Origin of the sequence: Streptomyces kronopolitis, assembly GCF_050953795.1 — a bacterium.
GTDB lineage: Bacteria > Actinomycetota > Actinomycetes > Streptomycetales > Streptomycetaceae > Streptomyces > Streptomyces kronopolitis_A.
This window is the reverse complement of the sequence record NZ_CP191850.1, coordinates 1,008,795-1,033,373: the sequence shown is the minus strand read 5'-3', so window position 1 is coordinate 1,033,373 and position 24,579 is coordinate 1,008,795. Positions and strand designations below refer to the sequence as shown.

Here is a 24,579-nt window from a genome sequence, read left to right as displayed (position 1 = left end):
CGGTGAAAGGGCGCCCCGCGCTCCCCATCTTCACCACCGCGCAGGCCGAAGGCTCCCGGCCGCCCTCGACAGCCGCGTTCCCGCCGGGCAGTCTGACGGCGGGGCCCGCACGGCCGGGTCCCGAACGGGGGGCCCTGGCCACAGGGTCATGAGCATGCCGCGGGGGCCGCATGTTGCGCATCCACTTCGAGGACCGGGATCTGGCACGGGTGCAGATCGCCGCCGAACCCGATCCGCTCTGGGAAACCGTGCTGGCCATGCACCATCTGGTGCCGCCCGGCCGCGGCGTGCCGGTCTTCGGGCCCTGGCGCGCCAGGGCCCGCCGCGAACTGGACGAACGGGGGCTGCTACCGGCCGCCCGGCTGATCGGCGCCCTGGCCCCGGCCCACGCCCCCTACTTCCCGGACTTCCTCACCCCCGACGCGGCCCGCGACGGCCTGGCCGCGGGCCTGGCCGCGATCCGGGACACCCCCCGGGGCCGGCTGCTCGCCGAGACGGCGCGGGCCGCGCTGCCGGCCCGGCTCCCGCGCTGGCGAGGGGCGCTGGCCGCGGGCAGCCGGCGGCCGCTGGACGAACTGGCCGCCGCGCTGCGGGAGGTGCACGGCGCGGTGATCGCCCCGGAGTGGACGGAGGCGGGCGCCACGGTCGACTCCGACCGCGGCGCCCGCGCCCGCACGCTGTGCCGCGACGGCGTCGACCGGCTGCTGGACAGCTACCGCCCCGCGCTGCGCTGGGAGCCGCCGGTGCTGCACGTCGACTACCCCCACGACCGCGATCTGCGGCTGCGGGGGCGCGGACTGCGGCTGATCCCCTCCCACTTCTGCTGGCGCAGACCCATCGCCCTGGCCGACCCGGGGCTGCCACCGGTGCTGGTCCACCCCGTGGAGCACGCCACGTCCTGGGCGCCGGCCACCACCCGCGGCCGCCATCCGCAGGCGCTGTGCACCCTGCTCGGCCGGACCCGGGCACGCATCCTGGCCGCCCTCGACGCCCCGGCCACCACCGGCGAACTCGCCCGCCGTCTGCGGGTCTCCGCCCCCTCGGCCAGCGAGCACGTCAGCGCCCTGCGCGAGGCCAACCTCGCCCGCAGCCGGCGGGACGGCGGCTGTGTCGTCCATGCCCTCACCCCGCTCGGCACGGCGCTGCTGCACGGCGAACTCGCCCCTGCGGGCGGCGCCGTGCAGCGCCGCCCGCCGGGCCTCACGGCCGTACCAGGATCTTCCGCCCTTCGCCTGCCCGGAAGCGGCCCAGCGCCTCGGCGTAGCGGTCCAGCGGCAGCCGGTCGCTGATGAAGACCTCCGGGTCCAGGGCTCCGGCGGCGAACAGCTCCGCGGCGCGCTCGTAGCTGTGCAGGACCGCCATCGAGCCGGTGATGGTGATCTCCTGGTTGTAGATGCGGTAGGGGTCGATGGTGGCGCGGGCCGCGTAGTCGGCGACGCCGAACTGGAGGTAGGTGCCGCCCTTGCCGACCCGCCCCAATGCGTCCTGGATGGCGTGGGCGTTGCCGGTGGCGTCGATGACCACGTCCCAGCCGCGCGGCCGGTCCAACTCGTCGGCGGAGCCGGCCGCGGCGCTGCAGCCCAGGGTGCGGGCGGTGGCCAGCCGCTGCGGGTTGATGTCGACGACATCGACGCCGGCCGCGCCGGTGCGCTTGGCGAGCTCCAGCATCATCAGGCCCATCGTGCCCGAGCCGTAGATCAGGACCCGGGTGCCCAGCTGGGCCGAGCGCAGGATGTCGTAGCCGCGCACGGCGCAGGAGAGCGGCTCGATGAGGGCCGCGTCCTCGGTGCGGATGTGCTCGGGCAGCTTGACGCAGTTCGCGACCGGGGCGACGGCGAACTCGGCGGCGCCGCCGGAGGTCGTCACGCCGATCGCGGCCCAGCGCTCGCAGAGGTTGTTGCGCCCCCGGCGGCAGTAGTGGCACTCGTGGCAGTACAGCGACGGGTCGACGGCCACCCGGTCGCCCTCGGCCAGTTCGGTCACCGCGCCGCCGGTGGCGACGACCGTGCCGGCGAACTCGTGGCCCGGCACGACGGGCAGGGTGGGCGCGAACTCGCCCTGGAGGATGTGCAGATCGGTGCCGCACAGTCCGCAGGCGGCGACCGAGACCACGACCTCGCGGGGGCCGGGCGTCGGGTCCTCGACGGTGCTGACCTCGACCGTGCCGGGGGCGCTGATCACTGCGGCTTTCATTTCACGGCTCCAAGCGACAGGCCCTGGACGAGTTTGTCCTGGGCGGCGAACCCGGCGAGCAGCACCGGGAGGGAGATGACGGTGGCGGCGGCGCACACCTTGGCCAGGAACAGGCCCTGGCTGGTCACGAGTCCGGTCAGGAAGACCGGCGAGGTACCGGCCACGACGCCGGTCAGGACCCGTGCGAACAGCAGCTCGTTCCAGCTGAAGATGAAGGAGATCAGGGCCGTCGCCGCGATGCCCGGCATGGCGACCGGGGCGACGATCCGGGTGAGGGTGGTGGTCAGCCCCGCCCCGTCGATCGAGGCAGCCTCCAGCATCTCCACCGGGACCTCGGCGAGGAACGAGCGCATCATCCACACCGCGATCGGCAGGTTCATCGAGGTGTAGAGCAGGACCAGCAGCCAGATGCTGTCGAGCATCCCGGTGTGCTGGGCGACGAGATAGACCGGCAGTAGTCCGGCCACCAGCGGCAGCATCTTCGTGGACAGGAAGAAGAAGAGGACATCGCTCCACTTGCGCACCGGCTTGATGGCCAGCGCGTAGGCGGCGGGCACCGCCAGCAGCAGCACCAGCAGGGTGGAGGCGACGGAGGCGGTCAGCGAGTTGAGCAGCGGGGGCCAGGGGCTGACGCCGCCGCCCGACGTGCCGAAGAACTCGCGGTAGCCGTGCAGGCTCAGCCCCGCGCCGACGCTCGGCGGATTGGTCGCCGCGTCCGCCTCGCTGTGGAAGGAGGTGAGCACCATCCAGGCGACGGGCAGGAAGAAGGCGATCCCGCACAGCCAGGCCGCCAGGCCCAGCAGGCCGCCGGTGCGCCGCCGGTTCCGGGTGGCCGGGGAGCGGCCGCGGCGCGGGGTCAGGGGAACGCCGGTCATGAGGTGACCTCCTCGCGCAGCAGGGACGAGACGGTGCGCAGGGCGAAGGTCGCCACCAGCAGCGAACACAGCACCACGACGACGCCCTGCGCGGACGCCCGTCCGTAGTCATGGGCCTGGTAGAAGGTCTGGTAGATGGTGTACGGCAGGTTGGCGGTGCCCAGGCCGCCGGAGGTGAGGGTGAACACCGCGTCGAAGTTCTGGACGACGTACACCGTGCCCAGCAGGGCGGCCAGTTCGAGGTAGCGCCGCAGATGCGGCAGGGTCAGATAACGGAAGATGTCGAACGCGGAGGCGCCGTCCATCCGGGCCGCCTCGACCGCGTCCGCCGCCCGGCTCTGCAGCCCGGCCAGCAGGATCAGCATCATGAACGGGGTCCACTGCCAGATCAGCGACACCTCCACCGCGGCCAGCGGGGAGTCGGTCATCCAGTCCGGCTGCGGCGGGCGCTCGCTGCCGAACAGCCCCCATATCCAGGTCAGCCCGCCGTTGAGCAGCCCGTACGAGGCGTTGTACAGCGCGTGCTTCCACAGCAGCGCGGAGGCGACCGGCACGATGAGGAACGGCGTGATGAGCAGGGTCCGTACGAGGCCGCGACCGCGGAAGCTCCGGTCGAGCAGCAGCGCCAGACCGAGCCCGAGGAGCAGGCTGACCAGCACCACGGTCACCGTCAGCAGCACCGTCGTGCCCACCGAGGCCCGCATCGCCGGATCGGTGAAGACGGCCCGGTAGTTGTCGAGGGCGGCGAAGCCGCGGTGCCCGGGGGCCAGCGCGTTCCAGCGGGTGAAGGAGATCACCACCGTTGCCAGGAACGGCAGTTGGGTGACCAGGACGAGGAAGACCAGCGCGGGCAGGAGCGGGGCCCGGCGGGCCCAGGCCTTCGCGCGCTCCCCGCGTCGCACCCGCACGGCCGGGCGGACACCGCTGTCGACGGCGGGCGCCGGGGCGCCGGCCACGGGTTCAGTGATCCCGGTAGGCATCGGACACCTCCTGTGCCAGTCGCTGGCTCTTCGTCAGGGCCTCGGGAACGCTCTGCTTGCCCGCGATGGCCGAGCTGATCTCGTTCGACGTCTTGGTGCCCAGGTCGGAGAACTCGGGGATGCCGACGAACTGGATTCCGGGCGCCGGGCGCGGCTGGACGCCGGGGTCCTGCGGCCGGGCCGCGCTGATCGCCCGCTCGGTCGCACCGGCGAACGCCCCGGACTCCTTGGCGTAGGACGGGTCGCGGTAGAGCGAGGCGCGCTTGCCGCCGGGCACCCGCGACCAGCCCAGCTCGTGGCCCACCAGCCGCTCGTACTTCTTGCCGGAGGCCCAGGAGATGAATTTCCAGGCCGCGTCCTGGTGCTTGCTCGCCTTCTGCACGCCCCAGGCCCAGGTGTAGAGCCAGCCCGCCTCACGGGTCCGTTCCACCGGCGCGGGGGCGTAGCCGACCTTGCCGGCGACCTTGGAGTCGTCGCTCTCCAGCGAACCGGCCCCGGCCGTCGCGTCGTACCACATGGCGACCTTGCCCTGCTGCATGTCGTTGAGGCACTCGGTGTAGCCGGCCTGCGGGGCGCCCCGCTCGCCGTGCTTGCGCACCAGGTCGACGTAGAACCGGGTGGCGGCGGTGAATTGCGGGCTGTCGACCCTCGCCCGCCAGTCCTTGTCGAACCAGGTGCCGCCGAAGGTGTTGACGACGGTGGTCAGCGGCGCCGCCAGCTGGCCCCAGCCGGGCTGGCCGCGCAGGCAGATGCCCTTCATGCCGGGCCGGGAGCCGTCCAGTTTCGCGGCCATGGCGGCGACCTGGTGCCAGGTGGGCCGGGCGGGCATGGTCAGCCCGGCGGCCTTGAGGAGGTCCTTGCGGTACATCAGGAAGGACGACTCGCCGTAGAACGGCTCCGCGTAGAGCTTGCCGTCGGCGGCGGTCAGCGAGGAGCGGACCGGGGGGAGGATGTCGCCCTGGTCGAACCCGCGGTCCGCCGCGGCCTTCGCGCCGAGCGGGGAGAGCCAGCCGTTGCGGGCGTAGATGGGCGTCTCGTAATTGCTGACGCTGGCCACGTCGTACTGCCCGGCCTGGCTGGAGAAGTCCTGGCTCATCTTGTCGCGCAGGTCGTCCTCCGGCAGCACGGTGAAATGGACCGTGATGCCGGTCTCCTTGGTGAAGTGCTCGGCGGTGAGCCGTTGCAGATCCACCATCTGCGGGTTGTTGACCATCAGGACGTTGAGCGTGTCGCGGCCTTCGTTGCCCGCGTCGCCGGCGCCGCGGTAGCAGCCGGTGGTGGACAGCGCCAGGGCCACGGCCAGGGCGGTCAGCCCCAGGGGGCGGCTGCCGCGGCGCGGTCCGGGGGGTCGTGCTCTCACGGCTCGTACCTTTCTGAGGCGTGGACAGGGGGCGGGGGAGGGGAAGGAGGGGGCGGCCGCCGGGGTGGGCGGTGCGGGGGCGGGTTCCCGCTGTTTCGGGGTACGCCGGGGAGCCGTCCGGCGGCCGGGGATCGCCCGACTGCCGGCGGTGCGCTGTGGAGGATGTGGTGAAGCCGTACGGGGCCGGTCGTCCGGGCGGCTCCCGCCCGGTCAGACCCGGAGCACCTGCGGCCCCAGGAGCGAGTAGCGATGCGCCTCCGGCGCGGACAGGCCCGCGTCGGTGACGATCGTGTCGATGTCGCGGACCTCGCCGAAGCGGCAGAAGCTGCTGGCGCCGAACTTGCTGTGCACGCCGACCAGCACCCGGCGCCGGGCGGAGCGCAGGGCCTGCTCCTTGACCTCGGCCACCGCCGGGTCCGGGGTGGTCAGCCCGTGTTCCCGGGAGACGCCGTTCGCGCCCAGGAACGCCAGGTCGATCACGAACCGGGCGAGCATGTCGCGGGCCCAGGAGCCCACCGTCGCCTGGGTGCCCGAGCGCACCCGGCCGCCCGCCAGCAGGACGGTCATGTCGTCGGACGCCGCGACCAGCGAGGCGGTCCGCAGCGAGGCGGTGAGCACGGTCAGCGGACGGTCCGCGGGCAGCAGCGTGGCCACCAGCTCGGGTGTGTAGCCCTCGTCGACGAACACCGTCTCCGCCTCGCCGACCAGCGCCGCTGCGGCCGCCGCGATCCGGCGCTTCTCGTCCACCTGCTGGGTCTCCCGGCGGGCGAGGGTGGTCTCGAAACCGGCGCTCTCGACCGGGTACGCCGCCCCGTGAGTGCGCCGGACCAGGCCCCGGCGCTCCAGCTCGCTCAGATCACGGCGCACGGTCTCACGGGCGACGCCGAACTCCGCCGCGGCGTCCGCGACCTCGACCCGGCCGGACTGCCGGGCGAGCGCGAGGATGCGGTGCTGGCGTTCCTCGGCTCTCATGGCTCACTCCTGGCTGATTCTGATCATTTCCATTTTCCGTTCGGTCACGGGACTGCCCGTTTCCGCCCGCATCAGGTTTATAGCAAGCGGGGCGGTGCGCACGGCTGCCCGTTACGGCAGAAGATCTGCCCGTTTCTGCCCGCTTCGAGGCGCTGTCAGCCTGGCCGGATGCACGAACGGGTGCCCGTACGGCCCTGGTGACGGGCCCGTACGGGGCTCCGGGACCGGCCGCGGGACGGGCCCGGGGTGGTGCGCCGACCGGCCGTGGCGGTGAGGCAGCCGGCGGCGGCGCTTAGTCTGGACGCCATGAGTGCGGAGATGCGGTCGTTGGCGGTCACTGCGATCGTGCAGGCGGAGGAGTGCGCGGTGCTGCGGGTCAGTGGGGAGCTGGACCTCCGCACCGAGCAGGCGTTTCTCGCCGAGGCGCGGTCGGTGGTCTCGGCCGGGCACCGCTTCCTGGTGCTCGATCTGACCGCCCTGCGCTTCTGCGACTCACGGGGGCTGAGCTGCCTGCTCGCCCTGGAGTGGCTGTGTCGGCGGCTGGAGGGCCGGCTGCTGCTGGCCTCGCTCGGGGTGCGGATGCTGCGCCTGCTGGTCGGCACGCAGTCCCTGAACGTCTTCTCCTGCTATCCCACCGTCGGCCACGCGCTGACCGCGGTCCCCGACGCCAGCCGCCCGGCCTGGCCGCCGGAGGTGGCGGACGCGGACGCGGACCCGGAGACGGACCCGGACGAGGTGTGAGGCGGCCGCCCGCCCGGCCGGGCAGCGCCCGCCCGGCCAGGCGGCGCCGAACCGGGCAAAGGTGATCTTCCGGTAGAGGCGGACTCGTAGAGCGGCCCGAAGGTGCCGTCCGGCAGCCGGATCGGCGTCAAGTCCCGGTGGGCACCGCGTCCATCCGACCGGGCGAGGGGGAGCCGTGGCCGGGCAGCCGCCCGCCGGGCCCGCTACTGCGCCAGGCCGAGGTCCCGGACGAGCGTGGGCGAGGGGCGGGGGATCGCCCCGAAGTCCTCGTCCTCGCCGTCCACGGCGAGGCGGTGGATCACCTTCTCCAGGGCGTCCGGCAGGGTCGGCGCCAGCCCGCTGTGCCACTGGACCAGCAGGTTGTGCCGGGCGGAGTCCGGCAGCAGCTGCTTCTCGTCGAACGCGGCCACGCTGCGGCGCTCCTCGTCGGGCGCGTGGGCGGCCTGCTCGCGCCAGTAGGCGGCGTCCCGGTACTCGCCGTTGCGGCGGTGGGCCAGATACAGGCAGTAGGCGGCGGTGCGGCTGCCGGCGCCGGCGCCGAAGTGCCACCAGAAGTGCGCCGCGTCCCCGCGGCCGGTGATGTGCAGCAGGCAGGCGAAGACCAGCGCCCCTTCGGGGTCGATGCGGTGGTCGTTGACCAGCCGCTCCAGGCTCGCCGCGGCCGCCGCGGCATTGACGACCAGGGCGCAGGCCAGCTGGAGTTCATGGGTGGCCTCGTCGCGGGCGCTGGGGTAGGTGCTGGGCGCGCCCTGGCCGTCGCGGCCCGCCGACACCGCCGGCGGCGGGCCGTCCGGGTCCGCCGGCCCCCCGCGGCGAGTGGTGGCCAGGGCGCCGAGCACCCCGGCGTCATCGAGATCGTGGAACCCCGACAGGCCCTCGATCCAGGACACCGCGGCGGCCGCGCTGAGCAGCGTCTCGACGGTCTCCCGGCGGGCGGCGGGACGGATGTGCGACATGGTCAGTTCCCCCTGGGGTTTCCCCGGTCGATGCCGAGCGCGGCGGCGAGCTTGCGCTTGCCGCGACTCGCGTACGAGCGCACGGTCACTTCGTCGACGCCGAGCAAGGAGCCGATCTGGGCGTCGCTGTAGCCGATGACATGGCGCAGCACGATCACATCGCACTGCCGCTCCGGCAGCCGCGCGATGGCCGCGTACAGCCCCAACTGGCTCTCCAGCATGGCGAATTGCTGCTGGCATTCGCGCAGCAGGGCGTGGGTGACGACGGCGAAGGCGGCGGTCTCGGTGAGGGCGGTGGGCTGCTGGTGGTCGTAGAGCCACTCCACCACCCGCTCCTTGAGCACCGACCAGGCGTAGGCCTCCACCGACGCCTGACGTAGCGCGTGGGGCCACAGCCGGCCCAGCCGCTCATACGCCGCCCGGGTGACCTCCCGGGCCGCGGCCTGGCTGCCGGTGTGCAGATAGGCATACGTCAGCCACTTGCGCGCGTGCGTCGACAGGAACGCCTCGAAGGTGATCGCCAGCTGACGGTCGAGTGGGACGGGTGTGACGGACGGGAGCCCGGAGCGGGATGATGCCGCTAACTCCGCGGTATCGACATGCGCCGGAGCGCACGCCGGTAGCGGTCGGTCCCGGTCTACGCTCACGAGCCGTCCTCGTTCCGATTGCCGTGCTCCGCCACCGGGCGCCGAGACGGGCGGCGGCGGGAGAGCGGTTGCCCTCACCCTCCAATGAACCGGAAAGTACGCCCGTTTGTGGCATCGCGTGGGCAAAAATCTTCCGTAGCGTATTCATATGACTACGCGTGACACAGGCATGTGACGCAGGTGTCGCGGCGGCTCCGGTTGCCGCGGCACCGGCCGGTGCGCTCCGGCATGTTCCGGGGCAGGCGGGGCAGTGCTTCCCCAGCCAGGCGCACGGCGGCGCAGGACGCGCCGCCGGGGTGCGCGGCTTACGAGGGGGAGGCCCCGTGCGCCGGTCGGGCGCCGGCGTCAGGTGCCGTACCTGGGGAGGCAGCGCACGATGAGCGAGCACGATTCCGTGGTGGACCTGCGGCTGGACCGGGCCCATTCGTCCCGGATCTACGACTACTTCCTGGGCGGCAAGACCAACTTCCTCGCCGACCGGATGGCCGCCGGAAGCGTGCTGGGGGTCTTCCCCGCAGCTCTGGTCGCGGCCCGCATCAACCGCGAGTTCATGCACCGCACCACCCGCGTCCTGGCCGCCTCCGGGATGCGGCAGTTCCTCGACATCGGCACCGGCATCCCGACCGCGCCGAACCTCCACGACGTCGCCCAGGGCATCGCCCCGGACGCCCGGGTCGTCTACACCGACAACGACCCGATCGTCCTCGCGCACGCCGCGGCCCTCCTGCGCAGCACCCCCGAGGGCCGGACCGCGTACGTCCAGGCCGACGTCCACGACCCCGGAGGCATCCTCACCGCACCGCAGCTCCTGGATACCCTCGATCTGCGCCGCCCGGTCGCGCTCAGCCTGAACGCGCTGATGCACTTCGTCCCCGACGAGGACGGGGACCGTGCCCACGAGATCGTCGAGTGCCTCAAGGCCGCGCTGCCCAGCGGCAGCACGCTCGCCATGAGCCATGCGACGGCGGACTTCAGCCCCGAGGCCATGGGAAAGATCATCAAGATCTACGGCGAGGCGGGCACCCGGCTCCAGTTCCGCTCCCGCGCCGCGTTCCTGCGCTTCTTCGACGGCTGGGAGCTGCTGGAGCCGGGCGTGACCCTCTCCCACCAGTGGCGCCCGGACCACCCCGAGGACGCCACGCACGTCACCGACGCGGAGGCCGCCTGCTACGCGGGCGTCGCCCGCAAACCCTGAGCGCGGCGCGGCAGGCGGCCTCCGGTCCGGTCTCCCTCACTCCTTGCGGTAGCCGTACGCCTCCCCGGCCGCCGCCGCGACCGCGTCCAGATCCGCGCCGGTCGAGGCGGTGACCACCGCGGCCACCGCGCCCTCCACGAACGGCGCGTCCACCAGCCGCGCGCCCTCGGGGAGTTCGTCGCCCTCGGCGAGCAGCGTCTTCACGGTCAGCACGGCGCTGCCCAGATCGACCAGGATCGCCACCCCGGCGCCCCGGTCCACCGACCGGGCCGCCTCGGTGATCAGCTCCGCGCTGGTCCCCAGTCCGCCGTCCGGGCCGCCGCCCGCGGCGGCCACCGGCACCGTGGCGCCACCGGCGAGCCCGACCGCCAGCTGCCCCACCGACTCGGCGACCGTCGCGCTGTGCGACACCAGCACCACCCCGACCGTGGCGTCCGTCGTCCGCTCGCTCACTTCGCCACCTCCGCGAGGGCCGCGAACAGCAGCGCCGAGGACGTCGCCCCCGGATCCTGGTGCCCGATGCTGCGTTCGCCCAGGTAGCTGGCCCGGCCCTTCCTGGCCTGGAGCGGCACGGTCGCCAGCGCGCCCTTCTCGGCGGCGGTGGCCGCCGCGTCGAAGGAGGTCGCCAGCGCCTCGACGCCCGGCACCAGCGCGTCGAGCATCGTCTTGTCGCCCGGCGCCGAGCCGCCGAGCTGTGCCACCGCGTCGACCCCGGCGCCCAGCCCCGCCCGCAGCTCCTGCGCGGACACCTGCGGCGCCTCCCCGAACGCCTTGCCGGCCCGCCGCAGCAGCGTGCCGTACAGCGGCCCCGACGCCCCGCCCACACTGGAGATCAGCTTGCGTCCGGCGGCGGTCAGCACGGCCCCGGGCGTCGCCGGCGGCTCCGCCTCCAGCGCCGCGACCACGGCCGCGAAGCCGCGCTGCATATTCCTCCCGTGGTCGGCGTCACCGATGGGGGAGTCCAGCTCGGTGAGCCGGTCGGCCTCCCGGTCGATGACGGCGGCCGCCGCCGTCATCCAGCGTACGAAGAACGCGGCATCCAGCACCGTTTCGGACACGGACTACTCTCCTTGGTCGTTCGGGTACTCAACAAAAAGCGGGTACGGGGCGCGGGTTCACCGGCCCCAGCGGAGTCCCGCGGTCTGCACCGGCGCGTCCCACAGCCGCAGCAGTTCCCCGTCCACCTGGCACAGCGTCACCGAACAGCCCGCCATGTCCAGCGAGGTCACATAGTTCCCCACGAGCGTGCGGGCCACCGCCACGCCGCGTTCGTCGAGCACCCGGCGGACCTCCGCCTGGAACCCGTACAGCTCCAGCAGCGGGGTCGCGCCCATGCCGTTGACCAGCACCAGCACCGGCAGCCGCGGATCCAGCTCGGCCAGGACCGCGTCGACCGCGAAGTCCGCGATCTCCCGCGAGGTCATCATCGCCCGGCGCTCGCGCCCCGGCTCACCGTGGATCCCGACGCCCAACTCCAGCTCCCCGGCCGGAAGATCGAACGTCGGGCTGCCCTTCGCCGGCGTCGTGCAGGCACTCAGCGCCACCCCGAAGCTGCGCGACGACGCCACGACCTGCCGGGCCAGCGCCTCCACCCGCTCCAACGGCATGCCCTCCTCGGCCGCGGCGCCGGCGATCTTCTCCACGAAGAGGGTCGCGCCGGTGCCGCGCCGCCCCGCGGTGAACGTCGAGTCGTTCACCGCGACATCGTCATCGATGAGCACGCTGGCCACCTGCACCCCCTCGTCCTCCGCCAGCTCCGCCGCCATCTGGAAGTTGAGCACGTCCCCGGTGTAGTTCTTCACGAGGAACAGCACGCCGTGCCCGCTGTCCACGGCCGCCGCGGCACGGACCATCTGATCGGGCACCGGCGAGGTGAAGACCTCGCCCGGACAGGCGGCGTCCAGCATGCCGGGCCCCACGAATCCCCCGTGCAGCGGCTCGTGTCCGCTACCGCCCCCCGAGACCAGCGCCACCTTGTCCGCCACCGGCGCGTCCCGCCGCACGATCACCCGGTTCTCGACATCCACCACCAGCTCCGGATGCGCCGCGGCCATGCCGCGCAGCGCATCGGCCACCACGGTCTCGGCGACGTTGATCAGCATCTTCATGGGTACCTCCTGGTGAAACTGGCAGTGGGCCCGATGACCGGCGTTTGTCCAGGTCATCGTAGGTAGGCCGCGGTTGATCTCGGTAGTCTCCGGCAGGGGAAATCGGGCTTCGGCGGGCTGCTGCCGACCTCGTGCGGACGGTGCTGACGGCCTATCGGGCGGCGGTGCGGGCCTCCGGACGTCGAGGTGCGGCGGGACCAGTATCGGACGGTGAGGGGCCTGGCGGCACTGCTGCGTGCTGGTGTCGTTGTGCTCTCTGTAGTGCGTTCCCCTTGGGTTGCCCGCGGGCGGGTCGTGCCTGCCGTCGTCCTCCGGGGAGCGCGCCCCGGCTCTCGGGGACCGAGGTGCGCGGGCCCCCACCGCCTGGATGTCCCGGCGTGTCACCGTGACGTGCAGAGGCTGCTTCCCTGTTCCGGTCCCGGGTAAAACCCGGCGGCGGCCCTCATCGGCTCACACCGGGATGGCCGGGCCGGCCGGCAGGGCCGACAGCAGGAGCAGCGCCACGTCGTCCTGCCGGTCCGTGTCGGCGTCCTGGTTCTCCAGGAGGGCGTCGGCGAGGCGTTCGGGGCCCAGCGGCGGTGCGTCGTTGAGCCGCCCGGCCAGTTCGGCGACCGAGCGCTCCGGGTCCACGCCCGGCGTCTCGACCAGGCCGTCGGTGTAGAGCGCCAGGACGGAACGGGACGGCAGGGTGATCTCCGTGGCGGAGTACCGGGCGTCCGGGTCGATGCCCAGGAGCAGTCCGGGCGGTACGTGCAGCACCGAGGTGTGCCGGTCGGGGTGGCGCAGGATGGGCGGCGGATGACCGGCACCGGCCAGGCACGCCCGCCGGGTCCGCAGGTCGATGTGGACGTACAGACAGCTGGTGAACAGCTCCGGGTCCAGATCCGTCAGCAGCCGGTTGGTGCGGGCCAGTACCTCGCCGGGGGACACCCCCGCGGCCGCGTAGGCGCGCACCGCGGTGCGCGCCTGTCCCATGAAGGCGGCGGCCGCCGCGTTGTGTCCCTGCACATCACCGATGACGGCCGCGATGTGGCCCTCGTCGAGCCGGATCAGATCGTAGAAGTCGCCGCCGATCTCCATACCGCGGGTCGACGGCAGGTAACGGCCGGCGACGGCGAACCCGGGCACCGCGGGCAGGCCGTGCGGCAGCAGACCGGCCTGGAGGTCGTGGGCCAGCTGCTGCTTGGTGTCGTAGAGCCGGGCGCGGTCCAGCGCCTGGGCGATCAGCCCGGCCAGCGAGGTGAGGACCTGACGTTCCTGCGGACTGAACGTACGGGGCCGGGTGTAGGAGAGGATGCAGCAGCCGACGGGGCGGCCGGAGACCACCAGCGGCAGCACGGCCCGGGACGCCTTGCCGGTCAGCCGCAGCAGCCCCGGGTAGTCGCGTTCGATCTCCTCGGGGGAGCTGAAGAAACTGGACTCCCCGGTGGCCAGGGCGTGGGCGGCGGGGCTGTGGGCGGCGTCCAGGGCGACCCCCTCGAAGGCGTCGATGGCCTCCGGGGGGTAGCCGCGGTGGCCGATGGTGTGCAGCCGGCCCGCCTCCGCCGCGTACATGATCATTCCCTGGGCGCCGAACGCCGGCACGATCTGACCGGCGATGAGATCCACGACGTCGCGCACCCCCACGGCCTCGGTGAGGGCGGCCGCGAGGTGCAGGACGTGGTAGATCTGCCCGGCCCGGGCCGGTGGCACCTCTGCCTGGGCGGGAGGCGGCGCCACCGGCCCGTAGTCCTTGTCCGAGGGGCTGATCCACACGCTCAGCCCGCGGGCGTCGGGGAACAGGCGGAACGTCAGCCACCGGTCCGGCGGCCGGCAGGCGGTGAACGACATCGCCCGGCGGCTGATCACCGCGGCGCGGTAGCGGTCCTCGAAGGCCGGATCGCGCAGCCACGGCAGGGCGTCCCAGGGGCGTGAGCCGAGCAGCCGGGTGTCCGACCCGCCGAGCAGCTCCGCCGCGCCCGTGGTGACCAGGGTGAAGCGTCCGTCCAGGTCGAGGGCGCAGCAGCCGCCGGGCAGCCGCTCCAGGTAGTCGACGGCCGCCAGCGCCTCACGGGGGCTCACGGTCCGCGGCGGCGGGGGCGACAGGACCCGCGGGGCACCGGCGGGCGCGGTGGGGCCCCGGGGCCGGGGGCGCGCGTCCAGCAGCGTCGCCAGCCGCCGGCAGGAGGCTTCCACCGCCTCGTACTCGTCCGCCGACAGCTGTGTCGCGTGGCCGGCCGGCCACATCAGCAGCAGGGCGCCGCGGCCCGCGGCTCCGTCGCCCACCGGGGCGGCCGCCAGCGCGAAGTCATAGGGCACGGCCACCGCCGTGCGGGGAAAGTCCCGGGCCAGCTGCTGTTGGCCGCCGGCCCACACCAGACGCCGCTCGCGGGCGGCCACCGCGACCGGGATCGGGGCCGCCAGCGCCACCCGGCTCCACGGCTCCAGGAACGGTGCCGGGATCCCGCTCATGACCGTGAGCTGCAGCACCGGTTCGTCGTCCGCCAGCTCGTAGAGACCGCCGGCCGAGGCCCCGGTCTTCCGCAGGGCGCCCAGCAGTGCCCGGTCGACCGGATCCGCCCCGGTCCCGCCGGTCATCGCACACCTGCACACAGCTGTCGTCGCGCCATCGAGACCACTCCGGCCCGCCGGTTTCCCCGTGCCGAGACCGCCGTGCCGTCTCTGTCGGGTCAGTGCCGACGTTACGCCGCCGGACGGTCCACGGCACTCGGTTCCCGCGCCGCCCCGCCTCCCGCCAGGGACGGGATCATTCAAGATGCACTCAGCTCAGGCCGTATATCATGTAGTGGCGCCTCTTGGAAGTGGCGTGGGCAGCATGTCGCCTCCGAATCCGGAGAAGAACATGGCCACAGACGGAGAGGACGACACGGAACGAGTCCGGCGTCCGTCCAGCAAGAAGACCGCCAGGAAAACCGTCAAAAGAACCAGCGGTACCCGGGCCGACAGCCGCGAGAGCGAGACGACGGAGCGCGCGGCCCGCCGCGTTTCGGCGCCCCGCGCCATGCGGTACGCGTCCGAGCAGCTGGAAGAGCTGCTGGGGCGGGCGCCCGATTCCGTCTCCGCGGTGCAGCCGACGGAGGACGGCTGGCAGGCGGATGTGGAAGTCCTGGAGCTGGAACGGGTGCCCGGAACCACGAGCGTGATGGCGACGTACCGGGTGAGGCTCGACAGCGAAGGCGAGCTGATGGCGTACGAACGCACCCGCCGCTACACCCGCGGCCAGGTCGACCGGCGTTGAGGACCGGCGGGCCGCCACACCACGTTCGCCAGGCGGACGACTCGGCCGCTCCGCTTCGCGGGGCGCGCCGGTGAAGGGAGGCACCGTGACTGTGGTGCCGCAAGGCGGAGGAACCCTCGCCCCCGGTGGCGGCGGGGGAGGCTCCGGCAATCTCTACGAGATCCTCGATCTGATCCTGGACCGCGGACTGGTCATCGACGTCTTCGTACGCGTGTCGTTGGTCGGCATCGAAATTCTCAAGATCGATGCCCGCATCGTCGTCGCGAGCGTCGACACCTACCTGCGCTTCGCCGAGGCCTGCAACCGCCTCGACCTGGAGGAGGGCCGCAAGGCGCCTTCCCAGCTGACCGATCTGGTCGGCGAGGTCACCGAGGGTGGTTCGCACGGCAAGGCCAAGGGCGCGCTGTCCGGGGCCGCGGAAGCCGTCAGCGACGCCCTCAAGGGCGGCGGCGGGGACGACGAGGAGCACGAGGAGAAGCACAAGGAGCCCGCCGGCCGGCGTGAGCGGCCGGCCCGTCGCCCGGCCCGGCGCCGGAAGGAGTGAGCGATGCCCGTCTATGTCTACTCCATCGTGGCGACCAGCCACCCCCAGCACCTCAAGTCCCTGCACGGCGTGGGTGACCCGCCGTCCGCACTGCGCACCGTGCGCAGCGAGGAACTCACCGCCGTCGTCAGCGACGCCCCCCAGGAGCTGCGGCCCAAACGCCGCGACCTCGGCGCGCACCAGGCCGTCCAGGAGACGCTGATGGCCGACGGCACGGTCCTGCCCCTGCAATTCGGCTTCACCACCACGGACGACGAGGCCGTGCGGGAGGTGCTTCAGGAGCGTGCGGAGGAATACACCGAGCGGCTGGAGGCGCTGGAGGGCTGCGCCGAGTACCACCTCAAGGCCGCCCAGGCCGAAGAGGCACTGCTGCGGCAGATCCTCTCGGAGTCGGACGAGGCACGCACACTCAACGGCCAGCTCAAGAGCGGCACCGGCGGGCCGGAGCTGCCGCTCGCCCTCGGTGAACTGATCGCCCGGGAAGTACAGGACCGGCAGGAGGCGCTCGCCGGCCAACTCGTCGACGCACTACGCGGGTTCGCCCGCGAGGAGCGTCTGTCGCAGGCGACCGGGGACGACTTCCTGAGCGTGTCCTTCCTGGTGGAGCAGGACAACGAGAAGAGTTTCCTCGGCGCGCAGCAGGACCTGGCCAAGGAGCTGGGGGAGGACTTCGATCTCCGGCTGCTCGGCCCGCTGCCCGCCTACAGTTTCGTCTAGGGAGTCCCCATGGGACTGTTGAGTCAACTCGCCACCCTTCCGCTGGCGCCCGTGCGCGGCGTGGCCTGGGTCATGGAACGCGTCGTCGACGCCGCGGAGGAGGAGTACTACGACCCCGCACCCATCGAGCGGGAACTCGCCGCGCTCGAACGCGCGCTGCTCGCCGGCGAGATCGACGAGGAGACCTTCGACCGGCGCGAGGACGAACTGCTGGACCGGCTGGAAGAGATCAGGGCGCATGTGCAGGGCACCGGCGGCTGACCGCGGTCACCGGCGAGCCGGGGCGCGGCCGCGCGCTGCGGCTCCGCGACAGCCGGGAAGCGAGGTGCAGCGGCCGTGAACGAACCCGTCGCACGGAGGGCGGGCGACTACCCGTCCCGGGCCGGCCCGTACGGCGGGCAGGGCTCCTCGGCCAACCTCGCCGACATCCTGGAGCGCGTCCTGGACAAGGGCATCGTCATCGCGGGTGACATCCAGATCAATCTGCTGGACATCGAGCTGCTCACCATCAAACTCCGGCTGCTGGTCGCCTCGGTGGACAAGGCGAAGGAGATGGGCATCGACTGGTGGGAGCACGACCCTTCGCTCTCCTCCCGCGCCTCGGACGGCTCCCGCTCGCTCGCCGAGGAGAACAAGCGGCTGCGCGCCGAGATCGAGGCGCTGCGGGAGGAGCTGCCGGCGGCCGGTGAGGAGGGGGACACGTACGAGGAGGGCGAGTACGAAGAAGAGAGCGAGGCCGAAGAAGAGAACGAGGCCGAGGAAGAGGGTGAGGGCGAGGAGGAGCCCGAGCCCGAGGAGAGCCGGCCCGCGCCCCGCCGTGCCGCACGGGCCTCCCGCGCCGGGCGTCCCGCGCCCCGCTCCCGCAGCAGGCGGCGGGACACGTCATGACGCAGACCATCAGCTACGCGTACGCCGTCGCCCGGGACGACGACGGCACGCTGACCGAGGCGCTGTCCGGCCTGCCCGGCGTGGCGGACGCGCCGGTGCACCTGGTGCGCGCCGGACACCGCGGCGAGATGGTGGCCGCCGTGAGCCCGGTGCCCGAGCAGGACTTCCAGGAGTCCGCGCTGCGCGCCCACTTGGAGGACCTGGACTGGCTGGAGTCGGTGGCCCGCGCCCACCACCGGGTGATCGGCGCGCTGGCCGAGCGCACCACCGTCCTGCCGCTGCGGCTGGCCACGGTGTACCTCGACGACGAACGGGTGCGGCAGATGCTCGACGCCCGCCAGGAGGCCTTCGCGGGGCGGCTGTCCGACCTCACCGCCCACACCGAGTGGGGCGTCAAGATCTATGTCGAGGCGCCCGCGGCCACCGACCGCCCGGCCACCCCGCCGGCCGCACCCGACCTCAGCCCCGGGCGGGCCTACCTCAGCCACCGGCGGGCCCAGCGGCACGCCCGCGAGGACGCCTACCGCGACGCCGAGGAGATCGCCCGGCGCGTCGAGGACGCCGCCCGCCGGCACGCCGTCGACCGGGTCCAGCACCGGGCCCAGCAGGGCGAACTCGCCCGCGGTCCGGGGGAGAACGTCATCAACGACGCCTATCTCGTGCCGGTGGGGCACGCCGAGCGCTTCCGCGCCGATGTCCTGCGGGCCGCCGAAGGCCTGAGCGGGGTCCGCGTCGAGGTCACCGGGCCCTGGGCCCCGTACTCCTTCGCCACGCCGCCCGAAACCGAGCCGGCGAAGCGGGCCGCACCGTGAGGGCCGCGGACGGACGGCCGCCGGCGGTGGACCGGGAGCCGCTGCCGGACCGGCAGATCGCGCTGATCGACCTGCTGGACCGGCTGCTCAGCGGCGGGGTGGTCCTCACCGGCGATGTCGTGCTCTCCATCGCCGACATCGACCTCGTCCGCATCTCCCTGCGCGCGCTGATCGTGTCCATCAGCGAGCAGATGCCCGCACCGTGGTCCACCACCGCCACTCCGGTACGCGACGGCCATGACGGATGAGGACCGCGGCTCCGCCCGGCGCTTCGACGATGTCGCCGACGCGGCCGCCCGGGCGTTCCGGCTGCTGCCCGCGGCGCCGCAGGACGAAGGGCCGTCCGGCGGCGGACCACGGCGCGGCCCGGCACACCGGCTGCGCACCGATCCGGACACCGTGGAGCGCGACCTCATCAAGCTCGTGCTGACCCTCGTCGAGCTGCTGCGCCAGCTCATGGAACGCCAGGCCCTGCAACGGGTCGACTCCGGCGACCTCACCGAGGAGCAGGAGGAGCGCCTGGGAGCGACGTTGATGATTCTGCACGACCGCATGGTGGAACTCTGCGCCGAATACGACCTGAAGATGCAGGACCTCAATCTGGATCTCGGTCCGCTCGGGACGCTGCTGCCACCGGCGGAATGACCCCCGAAGGAGCGTGACATGGGAATCGGCAGGAAGACCGGAAACCTCGGCCATATCGTCGGCGGAAAGGCCATGGAATCCACCGGTAAGGCGCTGGGAAACAAGGGCCTGACCCGCCGTGGGAAGGCCGAACAGGTCCGGGGGAAAATGCGACAGGCCGTGGAAAAGGGCCGGGACGCGCTGCGGCACTGACCGGCGCGGCCCCGCCCCCGTACGCGGGGGCGGGGCCGGCGGGCGGCAGGGCCGGGGCTACCGGCGGGCCTGCTGGACGGCCACCCGGCCCGCCGCGGCCTCGGTGTGGGCGGCGTCGGTGCTGAGCGTGCCGCCGGCGCTCTCCACGTGCGCCCGGACGAACCACTGGAACAGCTCCAGCGAGCGCAGATGCTCGATGAGCAGGTCCTGGGTCACCGGATCGACCCCGTCGGTGGCCGCCACCGCCGCCCGGTGGTCCTTGATGATCCCCGAGTAGACGAGGTCCAGCGCACCCAGGTGCGCGATCGCGTCCGCCCGCCCGACGGAGTAGTCCTCCCAGGTGCGTTCCTTGACCAGCGCGCCCGGCGTGCCGGACGGGGAGCCGCCCAGCGTCGCGATGCGCTCCGCGGTGGCGTCGACCATGGCGCGGACGGAATCGACCTGTGGGTCGAGCATTTCGTGGACGGCGATGAAATGCGGACCCACGACATTCCAGTGCACATGCTTGAGCGTCAGCGCCAGGTCATTGAGCGCGTGCAGCCTCAGCCGAAGGCGTTCGATGACCTCGCCGCCCTCGGCCTCCGTCATGCCGGGAACGGTGTATGCGGGGGAATTGCTCGCGGCCACGGTGAACTCTCCTTTCACCACAGGTCGATCTTCCTGTGATGCTGATGCGGGTGCCCGGCGGCCGCGCCCGGAAACATTCCTCGGCACGGTGAGAAAAAGCAGCCGGCGGGTATCCGGAAAGCGACGCCCGCCCGGCCGGGCGGCACCCCACCGCGCGCTCCGAGTAGCGCATCGACGCTGTTCGGGCTGGAGTGGGGGGTGCGAGATTTCGGTCGGACGGGCACGCCGCGTCGCCGCACCCGGCCCGGCGCGGCCGCCTGCCCACGTCAAGGAGGCCAGCATGCCTGCCGGTGCGAACAAGAAGCGTGAGCGCCAGTACGAGCACATCAAGGAAGGCGCGCAGGATCGGGGAGCGTCCACGAAGCGCGCCGCGGAAATCGCCGCGCGGACGGTGAACAAGGAGCGGGCCCGCGCCGGCGAGGCGAAGTCGCCGGGGAGGGTCTCCCTCCGGGACCCGAAGTCCGCTCCGCAGCGGGGCGGCGCGCGCTCGCACCGCGGTGCGCAGGGACCGACCCGGGACCAGCTGTACGAGGAGGCGAAGAAGCGCCATGTCGAGGGCCGGTCCTCGATGACCAAGGAGCAGCTGCGCCACGCCCTCGGCCGCTGACCCCCGGCCGCTGAGCCGGCCCCCGGACGGAGCGGGCCCCGCGGCGAGCGGCCGGTGGACGGGGTGGGCCCGCCGCTCCGTTCACTCCTCCTCCTCTTCCTCCTCCCACTCCTCGTCCTCCTCCTCGCCGTCCTCGGCCGGCTCGTCCTCGTCGAGGTCCTCGTCCTCCTCGTCCCGGCCCTCGGCGTCTTCCTCCTCGTCCTCGTAGTCCTCGTACGCGTCCTCGGCACCTTCGGCGTCCTCGCCGTCGTAGTCCTCCGAGTCCTCCGCCTCTTCGGCTTCCTCGGCCTCGACGGCCTCCTCGTGGGTCCGTACGACCTCGCCGTCACGGATCTCGCCGCGCCAGCCCTCCGGCTCCTCCTCGGTGAGCGTCACGTAGCGCTGGAAGTGCTTGAAGTCCAGCCGCAGCCGGCGTCCCTGGACGCGCCAGATGTTTCCGGTCTTCTCGAAGAACCCCGAGGCGTAGTACTCGACGACCAGCACGATGCGGGTCAGATTGGGCCCCAGTTCATGGAAACTGACCGCACCGCGGGTCGATCCCTTGGAGCCCTCGGACGTCCAGACGATGCGTTCGTCGGGAATCTGCTCCTGGACGGTGGCCTTCCAGCCCCGTGTCGACGGACCGACCTTGGCCTTCCAGTCCGTGGTCGTCTCGTCCGCCATCGACACACTGCGAACGCCCTTGGTGAAGCTGCTGAACTTCTCGTACTGGGTCCAGTGGTCGTAGGCCGTGCGCAGCGGTACGCCGATGTCGAGGACCTCGATGATGTTGGTGACCTTCTGGTCCCCGGACTTGCGCTTCTTCCCGCCGCCCAGGAATTCCTTGGCCTTGCCGACGACGGTGTCCTTGACGTTCTCCGCCGTCCCCTTGAGGGCGGCCTTCGCGGGGGAGTCGCCGCCGAGGAGATTGGCTCCGATTTTGCCGAGGGATCCGCCGTTCTCGGCGACATCGGTCAGCTGGCCCGTCACATCCGTCAGCTTGTCGCCGGCCTTTTCGGCGAGGTTCCCCACCCAGCTCGACACATAGTCCCCGAGCTCGTCCCGCAGTCGGTCGAGTCCGGTATCCGCTTTGTCCTGTCCCGTCTTGGCCATGACCGCTTACCTCCGGCGCTCGGCGCGCGCTGATGTCTTCTTGGCGCTCTTCTTCGCCGCGGGGGCTGCCTTCTTGCCTGCGGCAGTCTTCTTGGCGGCCGTCTTCTTCGCGGGGGCCTTCTTGGCGGCCTTCCCTGCCGTCTTCTTGGCCGGGGCCTTCTTGGCGGACGCCGTCTTCTTCGCCGCGGTCTTCTTCGCTGCCGTCTTCTTTGCCGCGGTCTTCTTCGCGGGGGTCTTCGCCGCGGCCTTCTTGGCCGGGGCCTTGGCGGCGGTCTTCTTTGCCGCGGTCTTCTTCGCCGTTGTTTTCTTGGCGGCGGTCTTCTTCGCGGGTGGCGCCTTCTTGGCGGGTGCCGACCGCTGCGGGGCCGTACGGCCGGCCGCGGCCTTCTTCCGGGCGGCCTTTCTGGCCTGCTGCCCGCCCCGCTTCGACGGGGCTTCCCGATCCGCAGCCGGGGTGCGCCTCTGCGGTGTGCGCCGGCGGGGCCGCTCCTCGGGCTCCTCCTCCGGTTCCTCTTCTTCCTCTTCCTCGTACTCGCCCTCCGGCTCCTCCTCGCCCTCGTCCTCCTCGTACTCCTCCTCTTCTTCCTCCTCGGGCTCCTCGCCCTCGTCGTACGGCTCGTACTCCCCTTCCTCTTCGTCCTCGTACTCCTCTTCCTCTTCCGGTTCCTCCGCGCCGCTTTCCAGCTTCAGGGTCCGGTCGTGCAGCGTGTCGGCCAGGTTCTCCAGACCGCGGTTGGCGGCCGTGGTCACCGCCTGCCGGCCGGCATTCAGAACTTCTCCGCGCAGTTGGTCACCCAGCTCCGCGACCTGGGGAATCTCGCCGAGTTTGCGAATCCCCTCGGTCACGAGCTGGCGCGGTTCAAGCCCGAATTGACGCCCGGCGAGATACGACGCCACCGTGAGGGCGAACCGGGCCTTCTTCGTGCGGCCCAGAAGATAGCCGCCGGCCAGTGCGGCGGCCAACAGAGCCTTGGATCCGTCATTCATGGGTACGCCACCTTTTCCCGGTCGTCCGGCCGAATCGGCGTCCGTGCAGGCGACCACCGGCCGGCGGTGTGCTCCGCCCTTATTCCAGAGTGAGGGGTGTGATGCCCTGCGCATCTCGAAGCGCATCGGGGCCCCTCGCGGTGACACAGTGCATGTGGTTGATGCCATTGCGTGGTGAACTCCGCGCGAGGGCGGCGCCGGGCGCCACGCCACGGGTAGGTGTGCGGACGCCGGGCAACCGCCCTACGCTCGGAATATGCCGGGAATACGCCGTGCGCGGTCTCGCGGGGGAGCAGGGGGAGCGCGGCATGGTCGCCGGCACACGGTGTCCGTACGGCTGTGGGCCGTGGCGGCGGCAGTGGCGCTGTGCGGTGTCGCCGCGGGAACTCCCGCCGCGGTGGCGGCCGGTGACCAGGATCTGACGCCGTTCTACCAGCAGCACCTCTCCTGGGAGCAGTGCGGCGGAGACGTACGCGGCGGTGCGCAGAGCGGGGGCGCCACCGAGCCGCCCGGTTTCCGCGAGCGCCTGGAGTGCGCCCGGCTGACGGTGCCGCGCAGCTACACCGACCCGGGCGGCACCACGATGCAGGTCCAGCTGACCCGGCTCAAGGCGACCGGCCCCGGCAAGCGGCTCGGCTCACTGGTGCTCAACCCCGGCGGCCCGGGCGCCTCCGGCGTCAACTATCTGATCGACAGCGGCAGCGCTTTCGCCCGGCTGGGGCAGCGCTACGACATCGTCAGCTTCGACCCGCGCGGCACCGGCCACTCCGAACCCGTCTCCTGCGGCAGCACCCTCGCCCCGCCGCCCGCCGGGGGCGGCGACAACAGCCTGGCCGGCAAGGAGAAGCGCATCAACGAGGCCTGCGGCCGCTACTCGGGCGGACTGCTGCCCTATGTCGGCACCCCCGACGCCGCGCGGGACATGGACGTACTGCGCGCCGCTGTCCATGACGACAAGCTCAACTACCTGGGCTTCTCCTACGGCAGCAAGCTCGGCGCGGTCTACGCCCATCAATTCCCCGACAAGACCGGCCGGATGGTGCTGGACAGCGTCGAGGACCCGACCAAGAACACCTGGCAGACCGCGGTGGCCCAGGCCCGGGGCTTCCAGCGGGCGCTGGACGACTTCGCCGCCGACTGCATCGCCTCCGCGGACTGCCCACTGGGCACCGACCCGCACCAGGCGCAACAGCAACTGCTCGGCTGGTACCACGAGTTGAGCGACCGGCCGATGAAGGTGAACGGGGAGACGGTGGATGAGACCACCTATGTGTACGCCCTGCGGGAGGCCCTCTACAGCAGAAGCGACTGGCCGCAGCTGCGCCAGGCGCTGGCACAGCTGCGGCGCGGGGACGCCTCGGGGATTCTCCGGCTGAGCGACAGCGGTGACAGCGGCGGCAGTGCCGCCCGGCTCCCGGCGCGGCAGGTCGGGCGGGACGAGCTACCGCCGCAGGACCAGCTGGCCCTGCGGGCGATCTCCTGCCGGGACACCTCCGAGCGCTACGGCGCCGGCGACTTCCCGCGGGCGGAGCACGAACTGACCAAGGCCTCCCCGCTCTTCGGCCCCGACATCGCCCCCACCCTGCTGGACTGCTACGACTGGCCGGTGGCGGGCGACGACTCCTCCCGTGACGTCTCGGCACCGGGCGCGCCGCCCATGCTCCTCGTCGCCACCACCAACGATCCGGCGACGCCCTACCAGGGCGCGTTCGCCATGGCCCGGGCGCTGGACAACTCCAGCGTCGTGCTGACCTACCGGGGCGAGGGGCACGCCGCGTACACGACCGGCGACCCCTGCGTACAGACCCGCGTCGACGACTTCCTCCTCAACGGCACCCTGCCCAAGGCGCACACCTCCTGCGGCTGACCGGCCCGCCCCGCGGCGGGGCCGTGCGTGGCCGCGGCGGGGGCTACTTGTAGTAGCGGGTGTCCTCCACGTCGACGACGGGGGCGCCGGGGGAGGGCGGCTGGGTACGCCGCCGCTTGAGGATGCTGACGTACGTGGCGAGGCCGATGATGCCGACGATCATCATGATGACGCCGACCAGGTCGAGGTTGATCCCGGCCATGTGCCAGTCCACCGCGAAGGTGAGGATCGCGCCCACTGCGAGCAGGCCGATGCACCCGCCGATACCCATGGTGTCAACCTCCATAACTTTCTTGGCAGAAATGCTCGTTGACCACCCGCGTACCCCGCGGGGGT

General features: G+C 72.4%; 29 protein-coding genes. 14 read left to right on the top strand and 15 right to left on the bottom strand.

Features of this window, described 5'->3' with window-relative positions:
* The first annotated feature begins 170 nt into the window (after nucleotides 1-170).
* The gene (locus ACQP17_RS04150; protein ID WP_433854981.1) at nucleotides 171-1,289 is read left to right on the top strand and encodes a winged helix-turn-helix domain-containing protein; all 1,119 of its coding nucleotides are present in this window, start codon (nucleotides 171-173) and stop codon (nucleotides 1,287-1,289) included.
* On the opposite strand, the gene ACQP17_RS04145 is transcribed toward ACQP17_RS04150, so the two are convergent.
* From ACQP17_RS04145 to ACQP17_RS04125, 5 genes are all read right to left on the bottom strand, one after another.
* Entirely contained in the window at nucleotides 1,201-2,193 is a 993-nt protein-coding gene (locus ACQP17_RS04145) for a zinc-dependent alcohol dehydrogenase family protein (protein WP_433854980.1), read from the bottom strand. The two genes, ACQP17_RS04150 and ACQP17_RS04145, sit on opposite strands and share 89 nt — an antisense overlap.
* A complete protein-coding gene (locus ACQP17_RS04140) occupies nucleotides 2,190-3,068 on the bottom strand; it encodes a carbohydrate ABC transporter permease (RefSeq protein WP_433854979.1) in 879 nt (292 codons plus the stop codon). The genes ACQP17_RS04145 and ACQP17_RS04140 overlap by 4 nt, the downstream gene beginning before the upstream one ends.
* Entirely contained in the window at nucleotides 3,065-4,048 is a 984-nt protein-coding gene (locus ACQP17_RS04135; protein WP_433854978.1) for a carbohydrate ABC transporter permease, read from the bottom strand. The genes ACQP17_RS04140 and ACQP17_RS04135 overlap by 4 nt, the downstream gene beginning before the upstream one ends.
* Nucleotides 4,029-5,408 carry an ABC transporter substrate-binding protein gene (locus ACQP17_RS04130; protein WP_433854977.1) on the bottom strand — a complete coding sequence of 460 codons (1,380 nt, stop codon included), beginning with the start codon at nucleotides 5,406-5,408 and terminating at the stop codon, nucleotides 4,029-4,031. Before ACQP17_RS04130 ends, ACQP17_RS04135 begins: the two co-directional genes overlap by 20 nt.
* Before the next feature lie 210 nt (nucleotides 5,409-5,618).
* The gene (locus ACQP17_RS04125; protein ID WP_364876650.1) at nucleotides 5,619-6,380 is read right to left on the bottom strand and encodes a DeoR/GlpR family DNA-binding transcription regulator; all 762 of its coding nucleotides are present in this window, start codon (nucleotides 6,378-6,380) and stop codon (nucleotides 5,619-5,621) included.
* A 306-nt stretch (nucleotides 6,381-6,686) separates the two neighbouring features.
* Between ACQP17_RS04125 and ACQP17_RS04120 the strand changes: the two genes are divergently transcribed.
* Nucleotides 6,687-7,121: an STAS domain-containing protein gene (locus ACQP17_RS04120; RefSeq protein ID WP_433854976.1), complete on the top strand. Its 435-nt coding sequence runs from the start codon at nucleotides 6,687-6,689 to the stop codon at nucleotides 7,119-7,121.
* Between the two features lie 203 nt (nucleotides 7,122-7,324).
* On the opposite strand, the gene ACQP17_RS04115 is transcribed toward ACQP17_RS04120, so the two are convergent.
* Both ACQP17_RS04115 and ACQP17_RS04110 read right to left on the bottom strand, forming a co-directional pair.
* Nucleotides 7,325-8,077 carry a hypothetical protein gene (locus ACQP17_RS04115; RefSeq protein ID WP_364876654.1) on the bottom strand — a complete coding sequence of 251 codons (753 nt, stop codon included), beginning with the start codon at nucleotides 8,075-8,077 and terminating at the stop codon, nucleotides 7,325-7,327.
* Nucleotides 8,078-8,079: 2 nt separating this feature from the next.
* Complete coding sequence (locus ACQP17_RS04110; protein WP_364876657.1) at nucleotides 8,080-8,724, bottom strand: RNA polymerase sigma factor; 645 nt, start codon at nucleotides 8,722-8,724, stop codon at nucleotides 8,080-8,082.
* A gap of 376 nt (nucleotides 8,725-9,100) precedes the next feature.
* Between ACQP17_RS04110 and ACQP17_RS04105 the strand changes: the two genes are divergently transcribed.
* On the top strand, nucleotides 9,101-9,919 hold the full coding sequence (locus ACQP17_RS04105; protein ID WP_433854975.1) for an SAM-dependent methyltransferase: 819 nt from the start codon (nucleotides 9,101-9,103) through the stop codon (nucleotides 9,917-9,919).
* A 36-nt stretch (nucleotides 9,920-9,955) separates the two neighbouring features.
* On the opposite strand, the gene dhaM is transcribed toward ACQP17_RS04105, so the two are convergent.
* From dhaM to ACQP17_RS04085, 4 genes are all read right to left on the bottom strand, one after another.
* Nucleotides 9,956-10,372: a dihydroxyacetone kinase phosphoryl donor subunit DhaM gene (gene dhaM / locus ACQP17_RS04100; protein WP_433854974.1), complete on the bottom strand. Its 417-nt coding sequence runs from the start codon at nucleotides 10,370-10,372 to the stop codon at nucleotides 9,956-9,958.
* Entirely contained in the window at nucleotides 10,369-10,965 is a 597-nt protein-coding gene (gene dhaL / locus ACQP17_RS04095; RefSeq protein WP_433859835.1) for a dihydroxyacetone kinase subunit DhaL, read from the bottom strand. The genes dhaM and dhaL overlap by 4 nt, the downstream gene beginning before the upstream one ends.
* Before the next feature lie 69 nt (nucleotides 10,966-11,034).
* Entirely contained in the window at nucleotides 11,035-12,027 is a 993-nt protein-coding gene (gene dhaK, locus ACQP17_RS04090) for a dihydroxyacetone kinase subunit DhaK (protein ID WP_364876663.1), read from the bottom strand.
* A 450-nt stretch (nucleotides 12,028-12,477) separates the two neighbouring features.
* Nucleotides 12,478-14,604, bottom strand: a complete 2,127-nt coding sequence (locus ACQP17_RS04085) for a SpoIIE family protein phosphatase (protein WP_433854973.1) — start codon at nucleotides 14,602-14,604, stop codon at nucleotides 12,478-12,480.
* A gap of 265 nt (nucleotides 14,605-14,869) precedes the next feature.
* Between ACQP17_RS04085 and ACQP17_RS04080 the strand changes: the two genes are divergently transcribed.
* The 9 genes from ACQP17_RS04080 (at nucleotide 14,870) to ACQP17_RS04040 (ending at nucleotide 19,063) form a co-directional block, all read left to right on the top strand.
* Nucleotides 14,870-15,265, top strand: a complete 396-nt coding sequence (locus ACQP17_RS04080; RefSeq protein ID WP_433854972.1) for a gas vesicle protein — start codon at nucleotides 14,870-14,872, stop codon at nucleotides 15,263-15,265.
* Nucleotides 15,266-15,350: 85 nt separating this feature from the next.
* Complete coding sequence (locus ACQP17_RS04075; RefSeq protein WP_433854971.1) at nucleotides 15,351-15,809, top strand: gas vesicle structural protein GvpA; 459 nt, start codon at nucleotides 15,351-15,353, stop codon at nucleotides 15,807-15,809.
* A 3-nt stretch (nucleotides 15,810-15,812) separates the two neighbouring features.
* A complete protein-coding gene (locus ACQP17_RS04070) occupies nucleotides 15,813-16,526 on the top strand; it encodes a GvpL/GvpF family gas vesicle protein (RefSeq protein WP_433854970.1) in 714 nt (237 codons plus the stop codon).
* Between the two features lie 9 nt (nucleotides 16,527-16,535).
* Nucleotides 16,536-16,787: a gas vesicle protein GvpG gene (locus ACQP17_RS04065; RefSeq protein ID WP_189096949.1), complete on the top strand. Its 252-nt coding sequence runs from the start codon at nucleotides 16,536-16,538 to the stop codon at nucleotides 16,785-16,787.
* 75 nt (nucleotides 16,788-16,862) lie between these two features.
* Nucleotides 16,863-17,414: a gas vesicle protein gene (locus ACQP17_RS04060; protein WP_433854969.1), complete on the top strand. Its 552-nt coding sequence runs from the start codon at nucleotides 16,863-16,865 to the stop codon at nucleotides 17,412-17,414.
* On the top strand, nucleotides 17,411-18,226 hold the full coding sequence (locus ACQP17_RS04055; protein WP_433854968.1) for a GvpL/GvpF family gas vesicle protein: 816 nt from the start codon (nucleotides 17,411-17,413) through the stop codon (nucleotides 18,224-18,226). Before ACQP17_RS04060 ends, ACQP17_RS04055 begins: the two co-directional genes overlap by 4 nt.
* Nucleotides 18,223-18,474, top strand: coding sequence for a gas vesicle protein (locus ACQP17_RS04050; protein WP_364876679.1), 252 nt, complete (start codon nucleotides 18,223-18,225; stop codon nucleotides 18,472-18,474). Before ACQP17_RS04055 ends, ACQP17_RS04050 begins: the two co-directional genes overlap by 4 nt.
* Nucleotides 18,464-18,871, top strand: coding sequence for a gas vesicle protein K (locus ACQP17_RS04045; RefSeq protein ID WP_433854967.1), 408 nt, complete (start codon nucleotides 18,464-18,466; stop codon nucleotides 18,869-18,871). Before ACQP17_RS04050 ends, ACQP17_RS04045 begins: the two co-directional genes overlap by 11 nt.
* 18 nt (nucleotides 18,872-18,889) lie before the next feature.
* On the top strand, nucleotides 18,890-19,063 hold the full coding sequence (locus tag ACQP17_RS04040; protein WP_433854966.1) for a CsbD family protein: 174 nt from the start codon (nucleotides 18,890-18,892) through the stop codon (nucleotides 19,061-19,063).
* Nucleotides 19,064-19,120: 57 nt separating this feature from the next.
* Here the strand turns inward: ACQP17_RS04040 and ACQP17_RS04035 are convergent, their stop codons facing one another.
* Nucleotides 19,121-19,651, bottom strand: coding sequence for a Dps family protein (locus ACQP17_RS04035; RefSeq protein ID WP_433859834.1), 531 nt, complete (start codon nucleotides 19,649-19,651; stop codon nucleotides 19,121-19,123).
* A gap of 319 nt (nucleotides 19,652-19,970) precedes the next feature.
* Here ACQP17_RS04035 and ACQP17_RS04030 point away from each other — a divergent pair, with 319 nt between their 5' ends.
* A complete protein-coding gene (locus ACQP17_RS04030) occupies nucleotides 19,971-20,297 on the top strand; it encodes a plasmid stabilization protein (protein WP_433854965.1) in 327 nt (108 codons plus the stop codon).
* 81 nt (nucleotides 20,298-20,378) lie between these two features.
* Here the strand turns inward: ACQP17_RS04030 and ACQP17_RS04025 are convergent, their stop codons facing one another.
* Together ACQP17_RS04025 and ACQP17_RS04020 are read right to left on the bottom strand one after the other, a co-directional pair.
* A complete protein-coding gene (locus ACQP17_RS04025; protein ID WP_433854964.1) occupies nucleotides 20,379-21,389 on the bottom strand; it encodes an SRPBCC family protein in 1,011 nt (336 codons plus the stop codon).
* Nucleotides 21,390-21,395: 6 nt separating this feature from the next.
* Nucleotides 21,396-22,376, bottom strand: a complete 981-nt coding sequence (locus ACQP17_RS04020) for a histone protein (protein WP_433854963.1) — start codon at nucleotides 22,374-22,376, stop codon at nucleotides 21,396-21,398.
* 325 nt (nucleotides 22,377-22,701) lie between these two features.
* Here ACQP17_RS04020 and ACQP17_RS04015 point away from each other — a divergent pair, with 325 nt between their 5' ends.
* Nucleotides 22,702-24,243: an alpha/beta hydrolase gene (locus ACQP17_RS04015; RefSeq protein ID WP_433854962.1), complete on the top strand. Its 1,542-nt coding sequence runs from the start codon at nucleotides 22,702-22,704 to the stop codon at nucleotides 24,241-24,243.
* A 43-nt stretch (nucleotides 24,244-24,286) separates the two neighbouring features.
* Here the strand turns inward: ACQP17_RS04015 and ACQP17_RS04010 are convergent, their stop codons facing one another.
* Entirely contained in the window at nucleotides 24,287-24,514 is a 228-nt protein-coding gene (locus ACQP17_RS04010; RefSeq protein ID WP_433854961.1) for a DUF6458 family protein, read from the bottom strand.
* Nucleotides 24,515-24,579 lie beyond the last annotated feature (65 nt).